The 14231-nt window shown below is 66.3% G+C and carries 13 protein-coding genes; 6 read left to right on the top strand and 7 right to left on the bottom strand.

The window, feature by feature from the left end; translation table 11 throughout:
• The 3 genes from ACPXYO_RS06775 to ACPXYO_RS06765 all read left to right on the top strand — a co-directional run bounded on the left by ACPXYO_RS06775 (window position 1) and on the right by ACPXYO_RS06765 (window position 3851).
• Window positions 1-1068 (top strand): TIGR03617 family F420-dependent LLM class oxidoreductase, encoded by a 1068-nt coding sequence (locus ACPXYO_RS06775; RefSeq protein WP_423918046.1) that lies wholly within the window; start codon window positions 1-3, stop codon window positions 1066-1068.
• 119 nt (window positions 1069-1187) lie between these two features.
• Window positions 1188-1931 carry an SDR family NAD(P)-dependent oxidoreductase gene (locus tag ACPXYO_RS06770; RefSeq protein WP_423918043.1) on the top strand — a complete coding sequence of 248 codons (744 nt, stop codon included), beginning with the start codon at window positions 1188-1190 and terminating at the stop codon, window positions 1929-1931.
• A 288-nt stretch (window positions 1932-2219) separates the two neighbouring features.
• On the top strand, window positions 2220-3851 hold the full coding sequence (locus ACPXYO_RS06765) for a SulP family inorganic anion transporter (RefSeq protein ID WP_423918040.1): 1632 nt from the start codon (window positions 2220-2222) through the stop codon (window positions 3849-3851).
• A gap of 52 nt (window positions 3852-3903) precedes the next feature.
• Here ACPXYO_RS06765 and ppk2 read toward each other — a convergent pair whose 3' ends face one another.
• The 4 genes from ppk2 to ACPXYO_RS06745 are packed head-to-tail and all read right to left on the bottom strand — an operon-like array spanning window position 3904 to window position 7206.
• The gene (gene ppk2, locus ACPXYO_RS06760; RefSeq protein WP_423918037.1) at window positions 3904-4776 is read right to left on the bottom strand and encodes a polyphosphate kinase 2; all 873 of its coding nucleotides are present in this window, start codon (window positions 4774-4776) and stop codon (window positions 3904-3906) included.
• Between the two features lie 58 nt (window positions 4777-4834).
• Window positions 4835-5722: a DMT family transporter gene (locus ACPXYO_RS06755; protein ID WP_423918034.1), complete on the bottom strand. Its 888-nt coding sequence runs from the start codon at window positions 5720-5722 to the stop codon at window positions 4835-4837.
• A 45-nt stretch (window positions 5723-5767) separates the two neighbouring features.
• A complete protein-coding gene (locus ACPXYO_RS06750; RefSeq protein WP_423918032.1) occupies window positions 5768-6727 on the bottom strand; it encodes an ornithine cyclodeaminase family protein in 960 nt (319 codons plus the stop codon).
• A complete protein-coding gene (locus tag ACPXYO_RS06745; RefSeq protein ID WP_423918029.1) occupies window positions 6727-7206 on the bottom strand; it encodes a SixA phosphatase family protein in 480 nt (159 codons plus the stop codon). Before ACPXYO_RS06745 ends, ACPXYO_RS06750 begins: the two co-directional genes overlap by 1 nt.
• Window positions 7207-7310: 104 nt before the next feature.
• Here ACPXYO_RS06745 and ACPXYO_RS06740 point away from each other — a divergent pair, with 104 nt between their 5' ends.
• From ACPXYO_RS06740 to ACPXYO_RS06730, 3 genes are all read left to right on the top strand, one after another.
• Entirely contained in the window at window positions 7311-9356 is a 2046-nt protein-coding gene (locus ACPXYO_RS06740) for a thiamine pyrophosphate-binding protein (protein WP_423918026.1), read from the top strand.
• A gap of 180 nt (window positions 9357-9536) precedes the next feature.
• The gene (locus tag ACPXYO_RS06735) at window positions 9537-10226 is read left to right on the top strand and encodes a class I SAM-dependent DNA methyltransferase (protein WP_423918023.1); all 690 of its coding nucleotides are present in this window, start codon (window positions 9537-9539) and stop codon (window positions 10224-10226) included.
• Entirely contained in the window at window positions 10223-11173 is a 951-nt protein-coding gene (locus ACPXYO_RS06730) for a Dyp-type peroxidase (protein WP_423918021.1), read from the top strand. Before ACPXYO_RS06735 ends, ACPXYO_RS06730 begins: the two co-directional genes overlap by 4 nt.
• A gap of 28 nt (window positions 11174-11201) precedes the next feature.
• Here the strand turns inward: ACPXYO_RS06730 and ACPXYO_RS06725 are convergent, their stop codons facing one another.
• The 3 genes from ACPXYO_RS06725 to ACPXYO_RS06715 all read right to left on the bottom strand — a co-directional run bounded on the left by ACPXYO_RS06725 (window position 11202) and on the right by ACPXYO_RS06715 (window position 14221).
• A complete protein-coding gene (locus ACPXYO_RS06725) occupies window positions 11202-12137 on the bottom strand; it encodes an isopenicillin N synthase family dioxygenase (RefSeq protein WP_423918018.1) in 936 nt (311 codons plus the stop codon).
• A gap of 18 nt (window positions 12138-12155) precedes the next feature.
• The gene (locus ACPXYO_RS06720) at window positions 12156-12773 is read right to left on the bottom strand and encodes a hypothetical protein (RefSeq protein ID WP_423918015.1); all 618 of its coding nucleotides are present in this window, start codon (window positions 12771-12773) and stop codon (window positions 12156-12158) included.
• Window positions 12774-12919: 146 nt separating this feature from the next.
• The gene (locus ACPXYO_RS06715; RefSeq protein ID WP_423918012.1) at window positions 12920-14221 is read right to left on the bottom strand and encodes an inositol-3-phosphate synthase; all 1302 of its coding nucleotides are present in this window, start codon (window positions 14219-14221) and stop codon (window positions 12920-12922) included.
• Window positions 14222-14231: the final 10 nt, after the last annotated feature.

The following is a 14231-nucleotide window of genomic DNA, read 5'->3' as shown; positions in this document are numbered from 1 at the left end:
ATGAGAACCGAGACACTGCTGCCACTTGGCAAGCTCGACCCCGGACTGCGAGCACCCGACGCGCCGCTCGACGTGACGAGCATCGGCGAGGCCGCTGCGCAGGTCGAAGAACTGGGCTACGACGCCCTCGTCGTCGAGGAGACCAAGGACGACCCCTACCAGCTCCTCGCAATGGCAGCAATGGCAACGACCACGCTGGGACTCGGCACCTCAGTGGCGATGGCATTCCCGCGGTCACCAACTGTCACAGCACTGTCGGCATGGACGCTGCAGAAGGCTTCTGGCAACCGGGCGATTCTGGGGCTCGGATCCCAAGTTCGTGGCCACATCCGCCGCCGCTACGGCATGGAGTGGTCGGCGCCGGGGCCGTGGATGCGCGACTACGTCGGCGCAGTGCGTGCGGTGTGGCGCTGCTGGCAGGATCGCTCCCCGCTGGACTACCAGAGCGAGCACTACAACCTGAACCTGATGGTGCCGCTGTTCGATCCAGGCCCGATCGCCCATCCCGACATCCCGGTGCACATCGCGGCAATCAACCCGAACATGTGTGCAGTCGCGGGCGAGGTCGCCGATGGCGTCCGGCTGCACCCGGTGTGCTCGCCGCTGTACATCACTGAGGTCATGGCGCCTGCGGTCGAGCGTGGCGCCCAACGAGCTGGGCGCAACGCCGCCGCAGTTGACTGGTGCATGAAGCCGCTCGTGGCCACAGCGCCAGACGAGGCCGCGCTGGCGGTCGTGGCACGCACCGTTCGCGAGCGCGTGGGCTTCTACCTGTCGACACCCGCCTACCGGGCAGCCTTCGACGTGCACGAATGGACTGACGAGGCGGAGCGGGCCGCGGTGATGTCGAAAGCTCAGCGCTGGGACGAGATTTCGGCGCTCGTATCCGACGAGATGCTGCACACCATCGCCACGGTCGGCACCTATGACCAGATCGGACGCCTGCTCGCCGAGCGATACGGTGCCCTGATCGACCGCATCGAGTTCTCGATCCCCGTCAACAATCCTGAAGACGGCGAGCGGTTGACCAGCATTCTCACGGAGCTTCAGGCCACCAGCCGACGCTGAGCGGCGCCGCGGCTCCTCGCCGGCAACGGCACCTGAGACCTTCTAGGTCTAGGGTCTCGTCGTCAGTCGCGTGCAGGCGCGGCCATGGAGTCAACCGCACACAGGCTGGGAGGCAGCAGATGGGTGTCCTGGACGGACGAGTTGCGATCATTACCGGGGGCGCACGAGGGCAGGGCGCTGTCGAAGGGCAGCTCTTTGCTGACGAGGGTGCAACCGTGGTCCTCACCGACGTGCTCGACGAAGAGGGCGAGCGGACCGCCGGTGAGGTGGGATGCGAGTACCTTCACCAGGACGTGGCCTCGGAGGCCGATTGGGATGCGGTCGTGGCCGACGTCGTGAATCGTCACGGCCGCATCGACGTCCTGGTGAACAACGCCGGGATCTTCCAGGACACCGGCCTGATGAACACCACGGCCGAGGACTACCACCGCATGATGAGCATCAACGCTCTCGGCCCGTTCTTGGGAATGCAGAAGGTCGGGTCAGTGATGGCCGAGGCAGAGTCCGGATCCATCATCAACATCAGCTCAGTCGCGGGCCTCATGGGCACCTTGGGAGGGTTCGCCTACGGCGCCAGCAAGTGGGCGGTGCGCGGCATGACCAAGTCGGCGGCGAAGGAACTCGGCCGCCGCAACGTGCGCGTCAACTCGGTTCATCCCGGCTACATCGACACCGAGATGCTGACCCAGACATCGGTCTTCAACGAGGACCCCGACCGCACTCGCCGGGTGCTGCGCAACGTGCCGCTGGGGCGCATCGCCGAACCGGCCGAAGTCGGCCGCGTGGTCCTGTTCCTGGCGTCGGACGCCAGCAGCTACTGCACCGGCCAGGAATTCACGGTCGATGGGGGCATGTTCGGTTGAGCTTGCTCAGCCGAACCATCAGACACAGCGGTTGAGCTCGCCGCCAGCTGCTCAGCCGAACCATCAGACACAGCGGTTGAGCTTGCTCAGCCGAACCATCAGACACAGCGGCTAGGAACGGCGCTCCCGCATCTTGACGGCGACGCGGACATCGGGCAATTGCTGCCCCACCTCGGGTCCGCTGGGCGAGTTTCAGGTGCTGCGGGGCGCAACGTCAGAGTCCACAAGAGGCTGTCAAGCAGTGAAATACAGTGACCCGCGGGTTGACCCCATGGGGAGAGATCTCACATGAACTACGACGCCCGGCTCCTCCGTGCGGACATCCGAGCTGGCATCACCTCTGCCGCTGTCGTCTTGCCGCTGGCGCTCGCCTTCGGCGTCGTGTCAGGGCTGGGTCCCGTTGCCGGTCTGTGGGGCGCAGTTGCCGTCGGGTTCCTCGCGGCTGTCGTAGGGGGCACGCGGGTACAGATTTCCGCCGCGACGGCCCCGGTGGCGATCGCCGTGTCGTTCATTCTCGTGAGGTACGCGGACTCGGCCGTCGAGGCGCTCGCAATCATCTTCATCGCCGGCATCATCCAGATCGTCCTGGGCCTGTTGCGGCTCGGGAATCTGGTGCAATACACGCCCTATTCGGTGGCTTCGGGCTTCATCAGCGGTGTCGGCATCATGGTGGTGCTGCTGCAGGTACTGCCCTTCTTCGGCACCGACCCAGTGCTCGGCAACCCACTCGATTCGATCCGCGAGTGGCCCGACGCTGCCCGCGACATGGACTTCCACGCGTTCGGATTGGCCGTCACCACCTTCGTGATCTTCGCGGGATGGCCAAAGCGGTGGCGCAACTACGTGCCAGCCGCCGCTGGCGCGCTCGTATGCGGGATCGTTCTCGGCGCATGGATCTTCGACGGGGCTCCCCGCCTCACCGAAGTCGTCGACGCCCCGGAGTTCTGGGCGATGGAGATGCCAGCCGGCGGCTTCTGGGGCGCTGTCGGCGCAGCGATGATCATCGCTCTCATCGGCACGCTGAACAGCCTCCTGAACGCCTCGGCATCGGACTCAATGACCGGGTACCAGCACGACCCAGATCGGGAACTCATCGGCGTTGGACTCGGCAATGCACTGGCGGGCATGTTCGGCGGCCTGCCGGGTGCCGCGGCTCCGGACGCTACGCAGACGAATATCCGGGCAGGGGCTCAGACCAGGGTGGCGGGCGCAGTATCCGCAGTGGTGTCGCTCGTGCTGATCATCGTGCTCGGCGGCCTCGTCGACGACATCCCCTACTCGGTCCTGGCGGGCATCTTGCTGTGGATGGGCTTCAGGCTCATCGACTGGCGACTCATAACGCACCTGAACAAGGTGCAACGAGAGCACGTGCTGGTGATGTTGCTCACGCTTGGGTTCACCGTTTTTGTCGACCTGCTGGTGGCCATTGCCGCCGGCCTGATCGCTGCGGCTCTGGCTGCCAGCCGTCGCTTTGAGCGGTTGGAGCTGGACAGTGTCTTGTCAGTGCCGATGCTCGACGCGGTGTTCTTTGCTGACAGCGACAGGGTCGACATCAGCCAATTCGATGCGTTCTCGGCGCGAGTCGGGATGGTGAAGATGCGTGGCAGCTTCACCGTTGCGTCATCCAACCGGCTGAGGATCGCCATCAGCAAGGACATCCAAGAACACGAAGTCGTGATCCTGGACTTCTCCGAGACGAGCTACATCGACGACAGCGCAGCGCTCGTGATGGAGCAACTCATCGACGCTGCGATGGAGCACGACACCGAGTGCATCGTGATCGGCCTCGACGGGCTGCCCGCGACCAGCTTGCAGGCCCTCGACGTGCTGCGCCGGGTGCCGGGCGACCACTTCGTCCAGAGCTTTGATGACGCCCGGGCAATCGCCGCTCGGTTGCTCGAGATCAACATGGAGACCTGAGCCAGCACGCTGCGACTCCGAATCGAGCCAGCCGAGGTCGGCTGAGGCAAGCTCAGTACAGCTCGGGGACGAACGTCTGGTCTGACATCGGCGGGCGCACGTACCCGCCTGAAGGACTGCGTTCTGGCAGCTCGACGGACTCCCACGGCACGGCTTCGTAGGGGATCTGCGACACCAGGTGGGCAATGCAGTTGAGCCGCGCCGCCCGCTTGTCGTCCGCCTCGACGACCCACCACGAGGCCTGCTTGATGTCGGTGTGTGCGAACAGCGTGTCCTTGGCCCGTGAGAACTCCACCCACCGTGCACGAGCTTGGAGGTCCATCGGCGAGAGCTTCCAGCGCCGGGCCGGGTCGGCAATGCGGCTCTGGAAGCGACGCTCCTGCTCCTCGTCGCTGACGGAGAACCAGTATTTGATGAGGATGACGCCCGAGCGCACCAGCATCCGCTCAAACTCGGGGCACGAGCGCAGGAACTCCTCATACTCCTCTTCGGTGCAAAAGCCCATGACCGGCTCGACGAGGCCGCGGTTGTACCAGCTGCGATCGAACAGCACCATTTCGCCGGCTGCAGGCAGCTCTCCGACGTAGCGCTGGAACCACCACTGCGTCTTCTCGCGATCACTGGGCGTGCCAAGCGCCACGACGCGCACCACGCGAGGGTTCAGGCGTTCGGTGATGCGCTTGATCGTGCTGCCCTTGCCGGCCGCATCCCGGCCCTCGAAGATGACCACGACCTTGAGCCCCTTGTGGCGAATCCAGCGCTGGAGGCGGGCCAGTTCTTGCTGCAGGAGCTTGAGTTCCCGCTCGTATTCGCGGCGACCGATGCGACTGCGACGCTTCGGCGGCGGGGCGGGGGGATCGGTGTCTGGCTCGGCTGCGGCAGCTGCTTCAGGCTCGGCGTCTTCAGACGTGGCCTCCGACCCCATGGGTTCGGACAGTAATTCAGCGATCCGAGTGACGAAGACCCACTGGAGGGGGCTGGTCTCAGGCCTTCCTGATCGCCTTAGTCGTGGTTCGATCAAGCACCGTCGCGTAGAGCACGCCGAAGATCACGATGATGGCGCCCGCCACCGTCCTGAGCGTCGGGTACTCGCTCAAGAACACGGCTGCCCAGATGATGCCGGCCGCGGTCTCCACCGGAGCGAACAGGGCCACCTCGCCGGCAGGTGCATGTCTCGATGCGGTGCTGTAGGACAGGCGTCCAAGCGGGTTGCAGACCAAGCCCATCACCAGCACGGCAGCCCAGGCTGTGGCGTCGAGCCGGCCCAGGTCGACGACGAATGCCGTGGGGATGACCACCAGCGCCGAAGCCAATGCCAGACCGACGATGCGGCTCATATCGCGATGGCGTCGCCAGACGACCGTGCTGGCGGCGAATGCCGCGACCGCAACCAGTGCCAGGAAATCGCCCAGCAGGTTCGGCGTGCCTATCGAGTCTGAGACCACCAGGCCGATGCCGGCCAGCGTGAGCGTGATGCCCACGACGACGCGCAACGACGTGCGTTCGCGCAGAGCAAACCATGCGATCGCCGCAGCCAGAACTGGCGCAGCCGCCACGATGGCCACGACGTGAGGGATCTCGGTGTGGGTGATCGCCGAGATGAACGTGAGCTGGCTGAGCGCCCCGAGCACGCCGATCGTGAGCAAGGGCACGGTGTGGGCCCGGATGGACGCCCAAGCGACGGATGGGCGCCGCATCGCCATTGCGCCATAAAGCACCAGTGCCAGCGCCCCGACGACGAAAGCGATGTCGAGTGCGTCGGCTTCCGAGATACGCACCCACAGCGAGTCAGTGGACACCAGCAGCATGCCGCTCGCCGCGAGGAACCAGCCGAGGCGTCGACCGTCGCGGTCGGAGTGAGTGTCCGTCACAACACCGTCGCGCTGCCGAGGTGGCCTGTTGTGATCATGAGAGGTTCAGTCATTGGCAGAGATGTCGCCGCCGAGGCGGCGGTGCACCAGCTGGGCTCCGGCCAAGTCCGACAAGGCGAAACCGACTGACTTGAACAGGGTGATCTCGGAATCCGAGGTGCGCCCGGGATGGTTGCCGGCGACAAGTGCCGCCAAGTCGGCTGCGATCGAGTCGCTCGTAATGAGTTCGTCGGCGAGCGGTTGGGCGAGATCACCTGCGAGCACTGCTCCGGCGCGCGTGTCGACGAACAACGTCGATCGAACGACCGCGGCATCGTCGGCCTCGCGCATGTCGGCGCGGAAGCCGCCCACGAGGTCGAGATGCGTGCCGGGCTGCAGGAGGCTGCCGCACACCAGCGGGCTGGTCGCGCCAGTGGCGCAGGTGACGATGTCGGCACGCTCGACTGCGACGTCAAGCGAGGGAGCAGGTCGGGCCGGCAGGCCGTGGTCTTCGAGTGCGCGCGCCACTGCAGCGGCCTTGGCCCGATCCCGTCCCCAGACCTCAATGACGCCGAATTGCCGGACCGCGGCATGGGCGAGCGCGAGGTTGGGTGCCAGCTTGCCCGTACCGACAACGAGCAACCGATCCGCATCGGAACGGGCCAGGCGATCAGCGGCCAGCGCTGAGACGGCGGCCGTGCGCCGCAGCGTGAGCTCGTCGCCGTCAAGCACAGCAGCGAGCTGGCCCGTCTGGCCGTCGAACATCAGGTAGCCCGCACTGATGATCGGCAGGTCGGTGCCCGCATTGGAGGGGTAATACGTGACGGCTTTCACTCCGAGCAGTTCGCGATCAACCCATGCGGCCATGACCAGCAGCGAGCCAGTGCCTCCGTCGGGCAGGGCCACATCGTGCACCTCCCGCTGGGGCACCGTGGCGCCACCGTCGAGGAGCATCTGGGCAATCGCCTCCATCAGCTCGTTCCACGGCGTGGCCCGCCGCACCGCTGCGGCATCGAGCGAGAGCATCACGAAGTGCCAGCGGCGAACAAGCGGGGAGGCCGGTAGACCCCGTGGGTGACGGCGCCGTCGACAACGTGAAGCTCCCAGACGGACGCCTTCTTGCAGCGGCTCGGGGTGACGTCGACTCCCCGGTGGGCGAGGCGCCACAGCACTTCGGGAATGACGTCACCGTGGCTGCACAACACGCTGTCCCCTGGCAGGCCGCACAGGTAATCGAGCATGGCTTCCGTGCGCGAGCCATCGGCGCCCTCGTCGAGCTCGACAGCGATCCCGATGTCGAGTCCCAGCGCTGCGGCGAGCGGTTCGACGGTCTGGACGCAGCGCACCGACGGGCTCGACAACACTCGGCGCACTGCTGCTGCGGAGAGCAACTCGGCGATGGCCGCCGCCTGGGCCAAGCCCTTCGAGTCAAGAGGTCGGACGCTGTCGTCACCCTGCCAGGCCCGCCGATCGCCAGCGGAAGCGTGACGAACGAGGTAGAGCACAGCGTGAACGCTAGGGCCGCGCAGGAATGTCTGCCGCCCCTCCGCGACTACTGAGACCGGGGTGGGGTATGAGACGATGAGCCCGAACCGAACGGGGGTGGGCGATGAGTAACACGACTCAGGATCCGGATCCGAGCGAGACGCCAAGCGTCGCAGTGCCAGCGCTGCCCGACGGCGCGTTTGCCTGGCACCGGCTGATCGGCGTCGACGAACTCGATGTCGGCCGGGTCACCGCGGTGACCGTCGAGCGCGAGAGCCTGTGCGTCACTCGCACGGATACAGGATTCGGGTGCCTCGCCAACGCCTGCCCGCATCAGGGCGGTCCGCTCGGCGAGGGCAGCATCGAGGGCGGTTGGCTGCGCTGCCCGTGGCATGGCTACGACTACTCCCCCAGCAATGGCAAGCCGCCGCCCCCATTCGACGATGCACCTGCCGCCTACCGCACCGAGGTCCGGCCCGACGGTGTCTACGTGGCTCTGCCGGTTTCGGCCACCCGGACTCGAACCGTGTCGGACCAGCTCGTCGAGACCATGACCGCGTGGGGCGTCGGGTGGGTCTTCGGCATGGTGGGGCACTCAAACCTGGGCTTCGCCGATGCACTGCGAGAGGCCGAGGCTCGCGGCTCGCTGCAGTTCATCGGTGTGCGCCACGAGGGCGCCGCCTCCTTCGCAGCGACCGCCTACGGAAAGCTGACCGGGAGTCTGGCCGCGTGCTTTGCGATTGCCGGGCCGGGCAGTACCAACCTGCTGACCGGGCTGTATGACGCCAAGATGGATCGGGCGCCGGTGCTGGCGCTGTCGGGCCAGGTGCCGTCGAGCGTGCGTGGCAGGGGCGCATTTCAGGACACCGACCTGTCAGCGGCCTTCGCCGACGTAGCGCGCTATTCCCAGACCGTCCAGGCCGGCTCCGACGCAGCAGAGCTGATGAACCTGGCCTGCAAGACGGCGTTGGTGGAGCGCGACGTGGCACACCTGATGCTTCCCGACGAGGTGCAGGTGCTTCGGGCGCCCGACGGGGGCCGCGGTGATGCCGGATCGCCGCAGGGCCGCACCGGCGACCGGGCGGTCTCGCCCGCGGCGAGCGCGCTCGACGCGGCAATCGATGTGCTGTCGGGCGCGGCGCGGCCGATGATCATTGTGGGGCACGGCGCCCGCAGCGGTATCGACGACATCGTGGCGCTGGCCGAAGCGATCGATGCGCCGGTCGCCACGACGTTCAAGGGCAAGGGTCTGATTGCCGACCAGCACCCGCTGGCCTGCGGGGTGCTGGGCCGCTCAGGTACGCCGATTGCCAGCTGGTTCATGAACGAGGCCGACGCGCTGGTGACCTTCGGCGTGTCATTCGCGAATCACACCGGCATTGCGTCGTACAAGCCGATCGTGCAGGTCGACTTCGACCCGATGGCGCTGGGGCGGTTCCATGCGGTGACGGTGCCGATGCTGGCCGACGTGGGCGTGGCGGCACGGGCGCTCGCCGAAGCGTTGCGCAGCCGGGCCGTCTCAGGTACGGCCGCGGCCGAGGTGGCAGCGCGTTGGGACATCTGGCGTGCGGAAAAACAGAGCCGGCGCGACGACGACCGGGGCAGCGGCATGAACTCGGCGGTCGTCTTCGAGGCTCTGAGTCGCCTCGTTCCGGCCGACGCCATCATGACGGTGGATGTCGGCAATCACGCCTACTCCTTCGGCCGCTACTTCGAGCCGTGCGGGCAGACCGTGCTGATGTCGGGATACCTAGGGTCCATCGGCTTCGCATTCCCCGCTGCGATGGGGTGCTGGGCCGCAACCCAGCGCGCACCGGGTGTCGACGGATCGCCGTGGGCGGAGCGGTCTGTGGTCTCCGTGTCAGGCGACGGCGGCTTCGGCCAGTACGCCATGGAGTTGACGACCGCCGTGAAGTACGGCATGAACATCACCCACGTGCTGCTCAACAACGGCGAGCTGGGGAAGATCTCCAAGGAGCAGCGAGCGGCCGAGCTCGACGTGTGGCAGACCTCGCTGCACAACCCCGGATTCGCGTCCTTCGCGCAGTTGTGCGGTGCGATGGGGCGCGAGGTGACATCGGCAGATGAGCTGGACTCGGCACTGTCGGACGCCCTCGCCCACCGGGGCCCTGCGCTCGTTGAGGTGATGACCGATCCGCTGCTCGTCTAGGTGCCGCGCGGATAGGTGGTGGCGTCTCGAAAAGTTGCTGTCACGCCTTCGTTGTGCAAGTTTGCCGTCTGTGGCGGCATTTCTGCACAAAGTCCAGGCCGTCGGGGCCGCCGGGCATCGCCGCCTATCCGCTAAGGCTCTTAGGGGCCGTCCGGAGGTGATCACTAGCGTCGAGGGACGATGACGAGACAAACGGCAGCACAATCGGCAGCCTCGAAATCCCCAGACGGGCTCGGGCTCGACGAGGCGTATGCGGTCGAGGGACCGGACGCCAACCGCGAGCTGTACGCGTCGTGGGCGGCGACATACGAGTCGGAGTTCATCGTCGAGAGCCGCTACGTGTACCACCAGCAGGTGGCCGAGGTGTTCTGCGCCGGCATGGCCGCCTTTGACCGACCGGTACTCGATGCAGGCTGTGGCACCGGCATCGTGGGTGACGAGCTGGCGAGGCTGGGCGTGACGGTGATCGATGGCATCGATATTTCGACGGAGATGCTGGCGAAGGCCGGCACCAAGACCCACGACAGTCGGCCTACCTACCGGCAGCTCGTCGAAGCCGACCTCACCGGCCGCATCGATCTCGCTGATGAGTCCTACGACGGCATCGTGAGCGCAGGCACATTCACTCACGGACATCTCGGTCCCGACACGATCTCGGAGCTGCTGCGGGTGGCACGCACTGGTGCGCATTGCGCGCTGGGGATCAACTCGGCTCACTTCGACGAGTCCGGATTCGGCGACTGGCTCGAGCAGTGCCGCGCAGACGGGCACATCACCGAGCTGCACTACGAGCTGCGGCCCATCTATGGCGGCGCGGACGAAGCGGATCCCAACCAGTGGGCCCGCATCGCCGTCTTCGCGGTCCGATGAGCACCGCTCCGACTTCCCAGCGGGCGATCTTCGCCGACTTGGGCCCCTGCCAGTGGTACCTGCACCTGAGCCGCCCATCAGCGGGTGGGAGTGGATTCGACCTGGGCTGGCTGGGTGCTGTGCTTGGCGAAGCGCGTGCAGCGTGTGCTTCGGCCGGCCTGGAGTTGCTGATGGGCTTCGGCCCAGCGCTGCTGGGCGAGCTCACCGACGACGTACCCGACGACTTCGGGCCTTACGAGACGATCGAGTCCGCCGACGATTCGGGCCGCCGAGCCATGGCCACGCAGGAAGAACTGTTGCTGTGGTTCCACGGATCACGCACGCACGACGTGTGGAAGGCCCAGTACGACACCCGGATCTCACTGCGGCCGCATTTCGCAGTGGCGCGCGAGACGCCGGCATTCGTCTATGGCGAATCGCTCGACATGACCGGGTTCGTGGACGGCCTCGGAAACCCCGACGATGACGAGCGGGTCGCCGTGGCGACGGTTCCCGCCGGCGAGCCCGGAGCGGGCGGCAGCCACGTCAACGCACAGCGCTGGGTGCACGACCTCGGGGCGTGGGAACGACTTGCCACCCGCGAGCAGCAGGACATCATCGGCCGGCGCAAGTGGCCGGGCACTGACAAGCTGGCGGTTCAGGCGCCGCAGAGTCATCTGCGCCATGTCGAGCTGCGTGTCGATGGGAACCATGGATTGAGCGGCAGCCCCGAGCGCGACGAGATGTGGCGCCGCTCGACGCCGTATGCAGTCCACGACGGCACGGTCGGACTGTACTTCCTCGGCTTCTCGGCGTCGCAGGCGCCGCTGCGCGAACGGATGCGTCTCATGTACGGCCTCGATGCCGCTGACGGAGTACGCGACGGGCTCACTGACTATTCGACGCCGGCGTCAGGTTCGCACTACTTCGCCCCCAGCCAACAGACCCTCGACGCAATCTGCGGCTAGGTCGCCGCGGCCGCTGCGAAGTGGAGAGCTACTGGCGGTACGCGAAGGTCTCGTCGAAACGCGACTGGAGGTACACGCCCGACGTCGTGGGCGGGTACTTCGGCTGCTCGCCTTCGCCGAGGCAGCTCGGCAGGCACTCGACGACCGTGTCGAAGGACGGGTTGACAAACGTCGGCACCGAGTATCGGTCGGCGGCGCGCGGCGACTGCACCCGGTGAACCGTGGCGCGATACCGATCATTCGTCCAGCGGGCCAGCATGTCGCCCAGATTCACGATGAAGCTGCCCGCCGGTGCGACGACGTCGTGCCACTGCCCGTCGACGTCCGCCAGCTGCAGTCCGGGCGTTCCGTCGGTGTGCAAGAGCGTTACGCAGCCGTAGTCGCTGTGGGCACCGCAACCCAGCTGGTCCAAAAGCGGTTCGCCGACAGCGGGGTACCTGATGAGACGGGTGCCGACCAGGGGCCGCACGAGGCGCTGACCAAAGAAGGACGGCGGTAGGTCGAGGGCCTCGGCAATCAAGCGCAGCAGGCGTTTCGCAGCATCGAGTACTGCCTCCTGGTAGGCCTCGACAGTCATACGAAACCCGGGCAGGTCCGGCCACTGATTCGGTCCCTCGAGCGGCGAACAATCGGGGTCATCGAGTGAGCGTTCGGGGCCGAAGTCCAACGTCTCCTTGAAGTCGGCACGCAGCCCTGGCTCGAGCAATTCGCCCTCCACACCCGCGTAACCCCGGTGATGACCGGAGAGTTCGATTGCGAGCGCGCACTTGGATGCAAGAGGCTGTGTGAAGAACTGACCTGCGGCCATGAGCACGCCATCGAGGAGTTCGTGCTCAACGCCGTGCCCAGTAGTGGCAAAGAAACCGATGCCTCGGCAGGCAGCGTCGATCTGCTCGCTCGCAGCCGCGAGCGAGGTATCGCCGGAAATGTTGATGACCGGAATCTCCGTATCGTCGCCCGGCATGGCACGCAAGATATCGGGTCAGCCAGGCGCGCCGAAACGGGCCGGCGGAGAGGAAACCGGCCCGCTTCGGATGCTGCTGGGGGTCGATGCAGCGGTCGTCGAAGCAGTGGAGCTGGACCCCTCGGAGTGGGTGTGGCTGCCCCAGCGGTCCTTGCCCATGAAGCCGCCGCGGTGACGTTGCCAACCGTCGGGGTCTTCGGATCGCTCGGGCCGCTCGCCGTTCACCATTGCAGTGATCTTGGCCGTCAGCTCGTCGGCGTCGACATCCCTGTCATGTTCTGCCGCCCGCTCGGTGACCGCCGTGACGAGTGCGTCGACCACGTCGGAGACTTCGACGCCCTGCTCGGCCGCGATGTCGGCCAGGGTTGACCCCTCCTTCAGCTTGGTCCGCAAGGTCTCAGCGTCGATGCCAAGCACTTCGGTCAGCGTTTCGGCAGTGCCGAATCGCCAGTGCTTGCCGCCCCGGTGCGTGCCGCCGTCGGTGTCCTCCGTCTGCGCACTTACGCTGCCGACGCTGAACGAGATGGCGGCGACCGCCGCCAGGAGGGCTGCGAGGAGAACGGCCAGCAGCCGGCCTCGCTTGGGTTTGCGGTGAGGCATCTCGCTCTGCAGGGTGATCTCGCCGGATTCGGCCATTCCGCCAGTCCTTTCGTCAGGGTGTTCTGTGACGACCCTGACGATGGCAGGCGAATCTGAAAGGCCCCTGAGATCAACCTGAGAGCGACCTAAGAACGCGCGCTCGGCAGAGGTGATCGCCAAGGCGGAGCGTGACCAGCCGGCTGTCAGCCAGCTTCGGAGTGGGTGACCGGCTCCTCGCCCATCCATTCGCGCAGCGTGTTCTTGAGCTTCGTCTGCTGAATGAACAGGTCATGCTCTGGACCGGCGGGATCTGCGGACTGCGGCGCCTTCAGGTAGAACGACAACCACTCCTGCACGCCGCCGTGACCGGTACGCTGGGCGAGATCCAGGAAGAGCGCCAAGTCGAGCACGATGGGCGCCGCCAAGATCGAATCGCGGCACAGGAAATCGATCTTGATCTGCATCGGGTAGCCGAGCCATCCGAAGATGTCGATGTTGTCCCAGCTCTCTTTGTTGTCTCCACGCGGCGGGTAGTAGTTGATCCGCACCACGTGGTCGATCTCGTCGTAGAGATCCGGGTAGGTCTCCGGCTGCAGGATCGTGTCGAGAACGCCCAGCTTGGAGGTTTCCTTCGTCTTGAAGTTCTCGGGATCGTCGAGGACCTCGCCGTCGCGGTTGCCCAGAATGTTGGTGGAGTACCAGCCGCGCAGGCCCAGCATTCGAGCCTTGAGCCCCGGCGCTACCAGCGTCTTCATGAGTGTCTGACCGGTCTTGAAATCCTTGCCGGCGATCGGGACGCCGCGGCGTTCCGCGAGCTCGGTCATGACCGGGATGTCGACCGCCAGGTTCGGCGCGCCGTTGGCAAACGGCACACCGCTCATAAGTGCTGCGTAGGCGTACATCTGGCTCGGCGAGATGTTCTCGTCATCGGCTGCAAGCCCAGCTTCGAACGCCTCCACGCTGGCGTGCACCTCGGTGGGCTCCTGGTACGCCTCGGTCGACCCGCACCACACCATCACCAGCCGGTCACACTCGTTCTCAGCGCGGAAGCGTTCAATGTCGTCCATCAGGGCTTGCGTCGCATCGAGCTTGCTCATAGGCGGCTTTGTACGGGTGCCTTTGAGCCGACTGACCCAGCGGGGGTCGAACACGGCGTCCATCGCCACGATGCCTTCGAGCTCGCGGGAGATCACGCCGAGGTCGCGCTCTTCGAGAACCCCCGCAGCGCGAGCACCCTCGAGTGCGTTCGGCGTAATGGGGTCCCAGCCGCCGAACACCAGGTCGTCAAGACTGGCCAGCGGCACAAAGTCGCGAATCAACGGGTTGCGGCCCTCGCCCCGGCCTCCCAGGCGAATATGGGCCATCTGGGTCACCGACCCGATCGGCGCTGCCAGCCCGGCCCGCATTGCCAGCACGCCAGCGATGAACGTGGTGGCAACGGCGCCCATGCCGGGCGTCAGCACACCGAGCTTGCCCGTCGCAGGTGCGATCTGGGGTGTCGTCATACCGCGAACC

This window comes from Candidatus Poriferisodalis sp., from assembly GCF_965237655.1.
Lineage (GTDB): Bacteria > Actinomycetota > Acidimicrobiia > Acidimicrobiales > Poriferisodalaceae > Poriferisodalis.
Note: the sequence above shows the minus strand (reverse complement) of the source record. Positions and strands in the feature narration are given on the sequence as shown.

Excerpts from the sequence above, each read along its gene's own strand:
- ACPXYO_RS06775 (WP_423918046.1), top strand. The coding sequence starts at position 1 with ATGAGAACCGAGACACTGCTGCCACTTGGCAAGCTCGACCCCGGACTG.
- ACPXYO_RS06770 (WP_423918043.1), top strand. The coding sequence starts at position 1,188 with ATGGGTGTCCTGGACGGACGAGTTGCGATCATTACCGGGGGCGCACGA.
- ACPXYO_RS06765 (WP_423918040.1), top strand. The coding sequence starts at position 2,220 with ATGAACTACGACGCCCGGCTCCTCCGTGCGGACATCCGAGCTGGCATC.
- ppk2 (WP_423918037.1), bottom strand. The coding sequence starts at position 4,776 with ATGGGGTCGGAGGCCACGTCTGAAGACGCCGAGCCTGAAGCAGCTGCC.
- ACPXYO_RS06750 (WP_423918032.1), bottom strand. The coding sequence starts at position 6,727 with ATGCTCTCGCTCGATGCCGCAGCGGTGCGGCGGGCCACGCCGTGGAAC.
- ACPXYO_RS06740 (WP_423918026.1), top strand. The coding sequence starts at position 7,311 with ATGAGTAACACGACTCAGGATCCGGATCCGAGCGAGACGCCAAGCGTC.
- ACPXYO_RS06735 (WP_423918023.1), top strand. The coding sequence starts at position 9,537 with ATGACGAGACAAACGGCAGCACAATCGGCAGCCTCGAAATCCCCAGAC.
- ACPXYO_RS06730 (WP_423918021.1), top strand. The coding sequence starts at position 10,223 with ATGAGCACCGCTCCGACTTCCCAGCGGGCGATCTTCGCCGACTTGGGC.
- ACPXYO_RS06725 (WP_423918018.1), bottom strand. The coding sequence starts at position 12,137 with ATGCCGGGCGACGATACGGAGATTCCGGTCATCAACATTTCCGGCGAT.
- ACPXYO_RS06720 (WP_423918015.1), bottom strand. The coding sequence starts at position 12,773 with ATGGCCGAATCCGGCGAGATCACCCTGCAGAGCGAGATGCCTCACCGC.
- ACPXYO_RS06715 (WP_423918012.1), bottom strand. The coding sequence starts at position 14,221 with ATGACGACACCCCAGATCGCACCTGCGACGGGCAAGCTCGGTGTGCTG.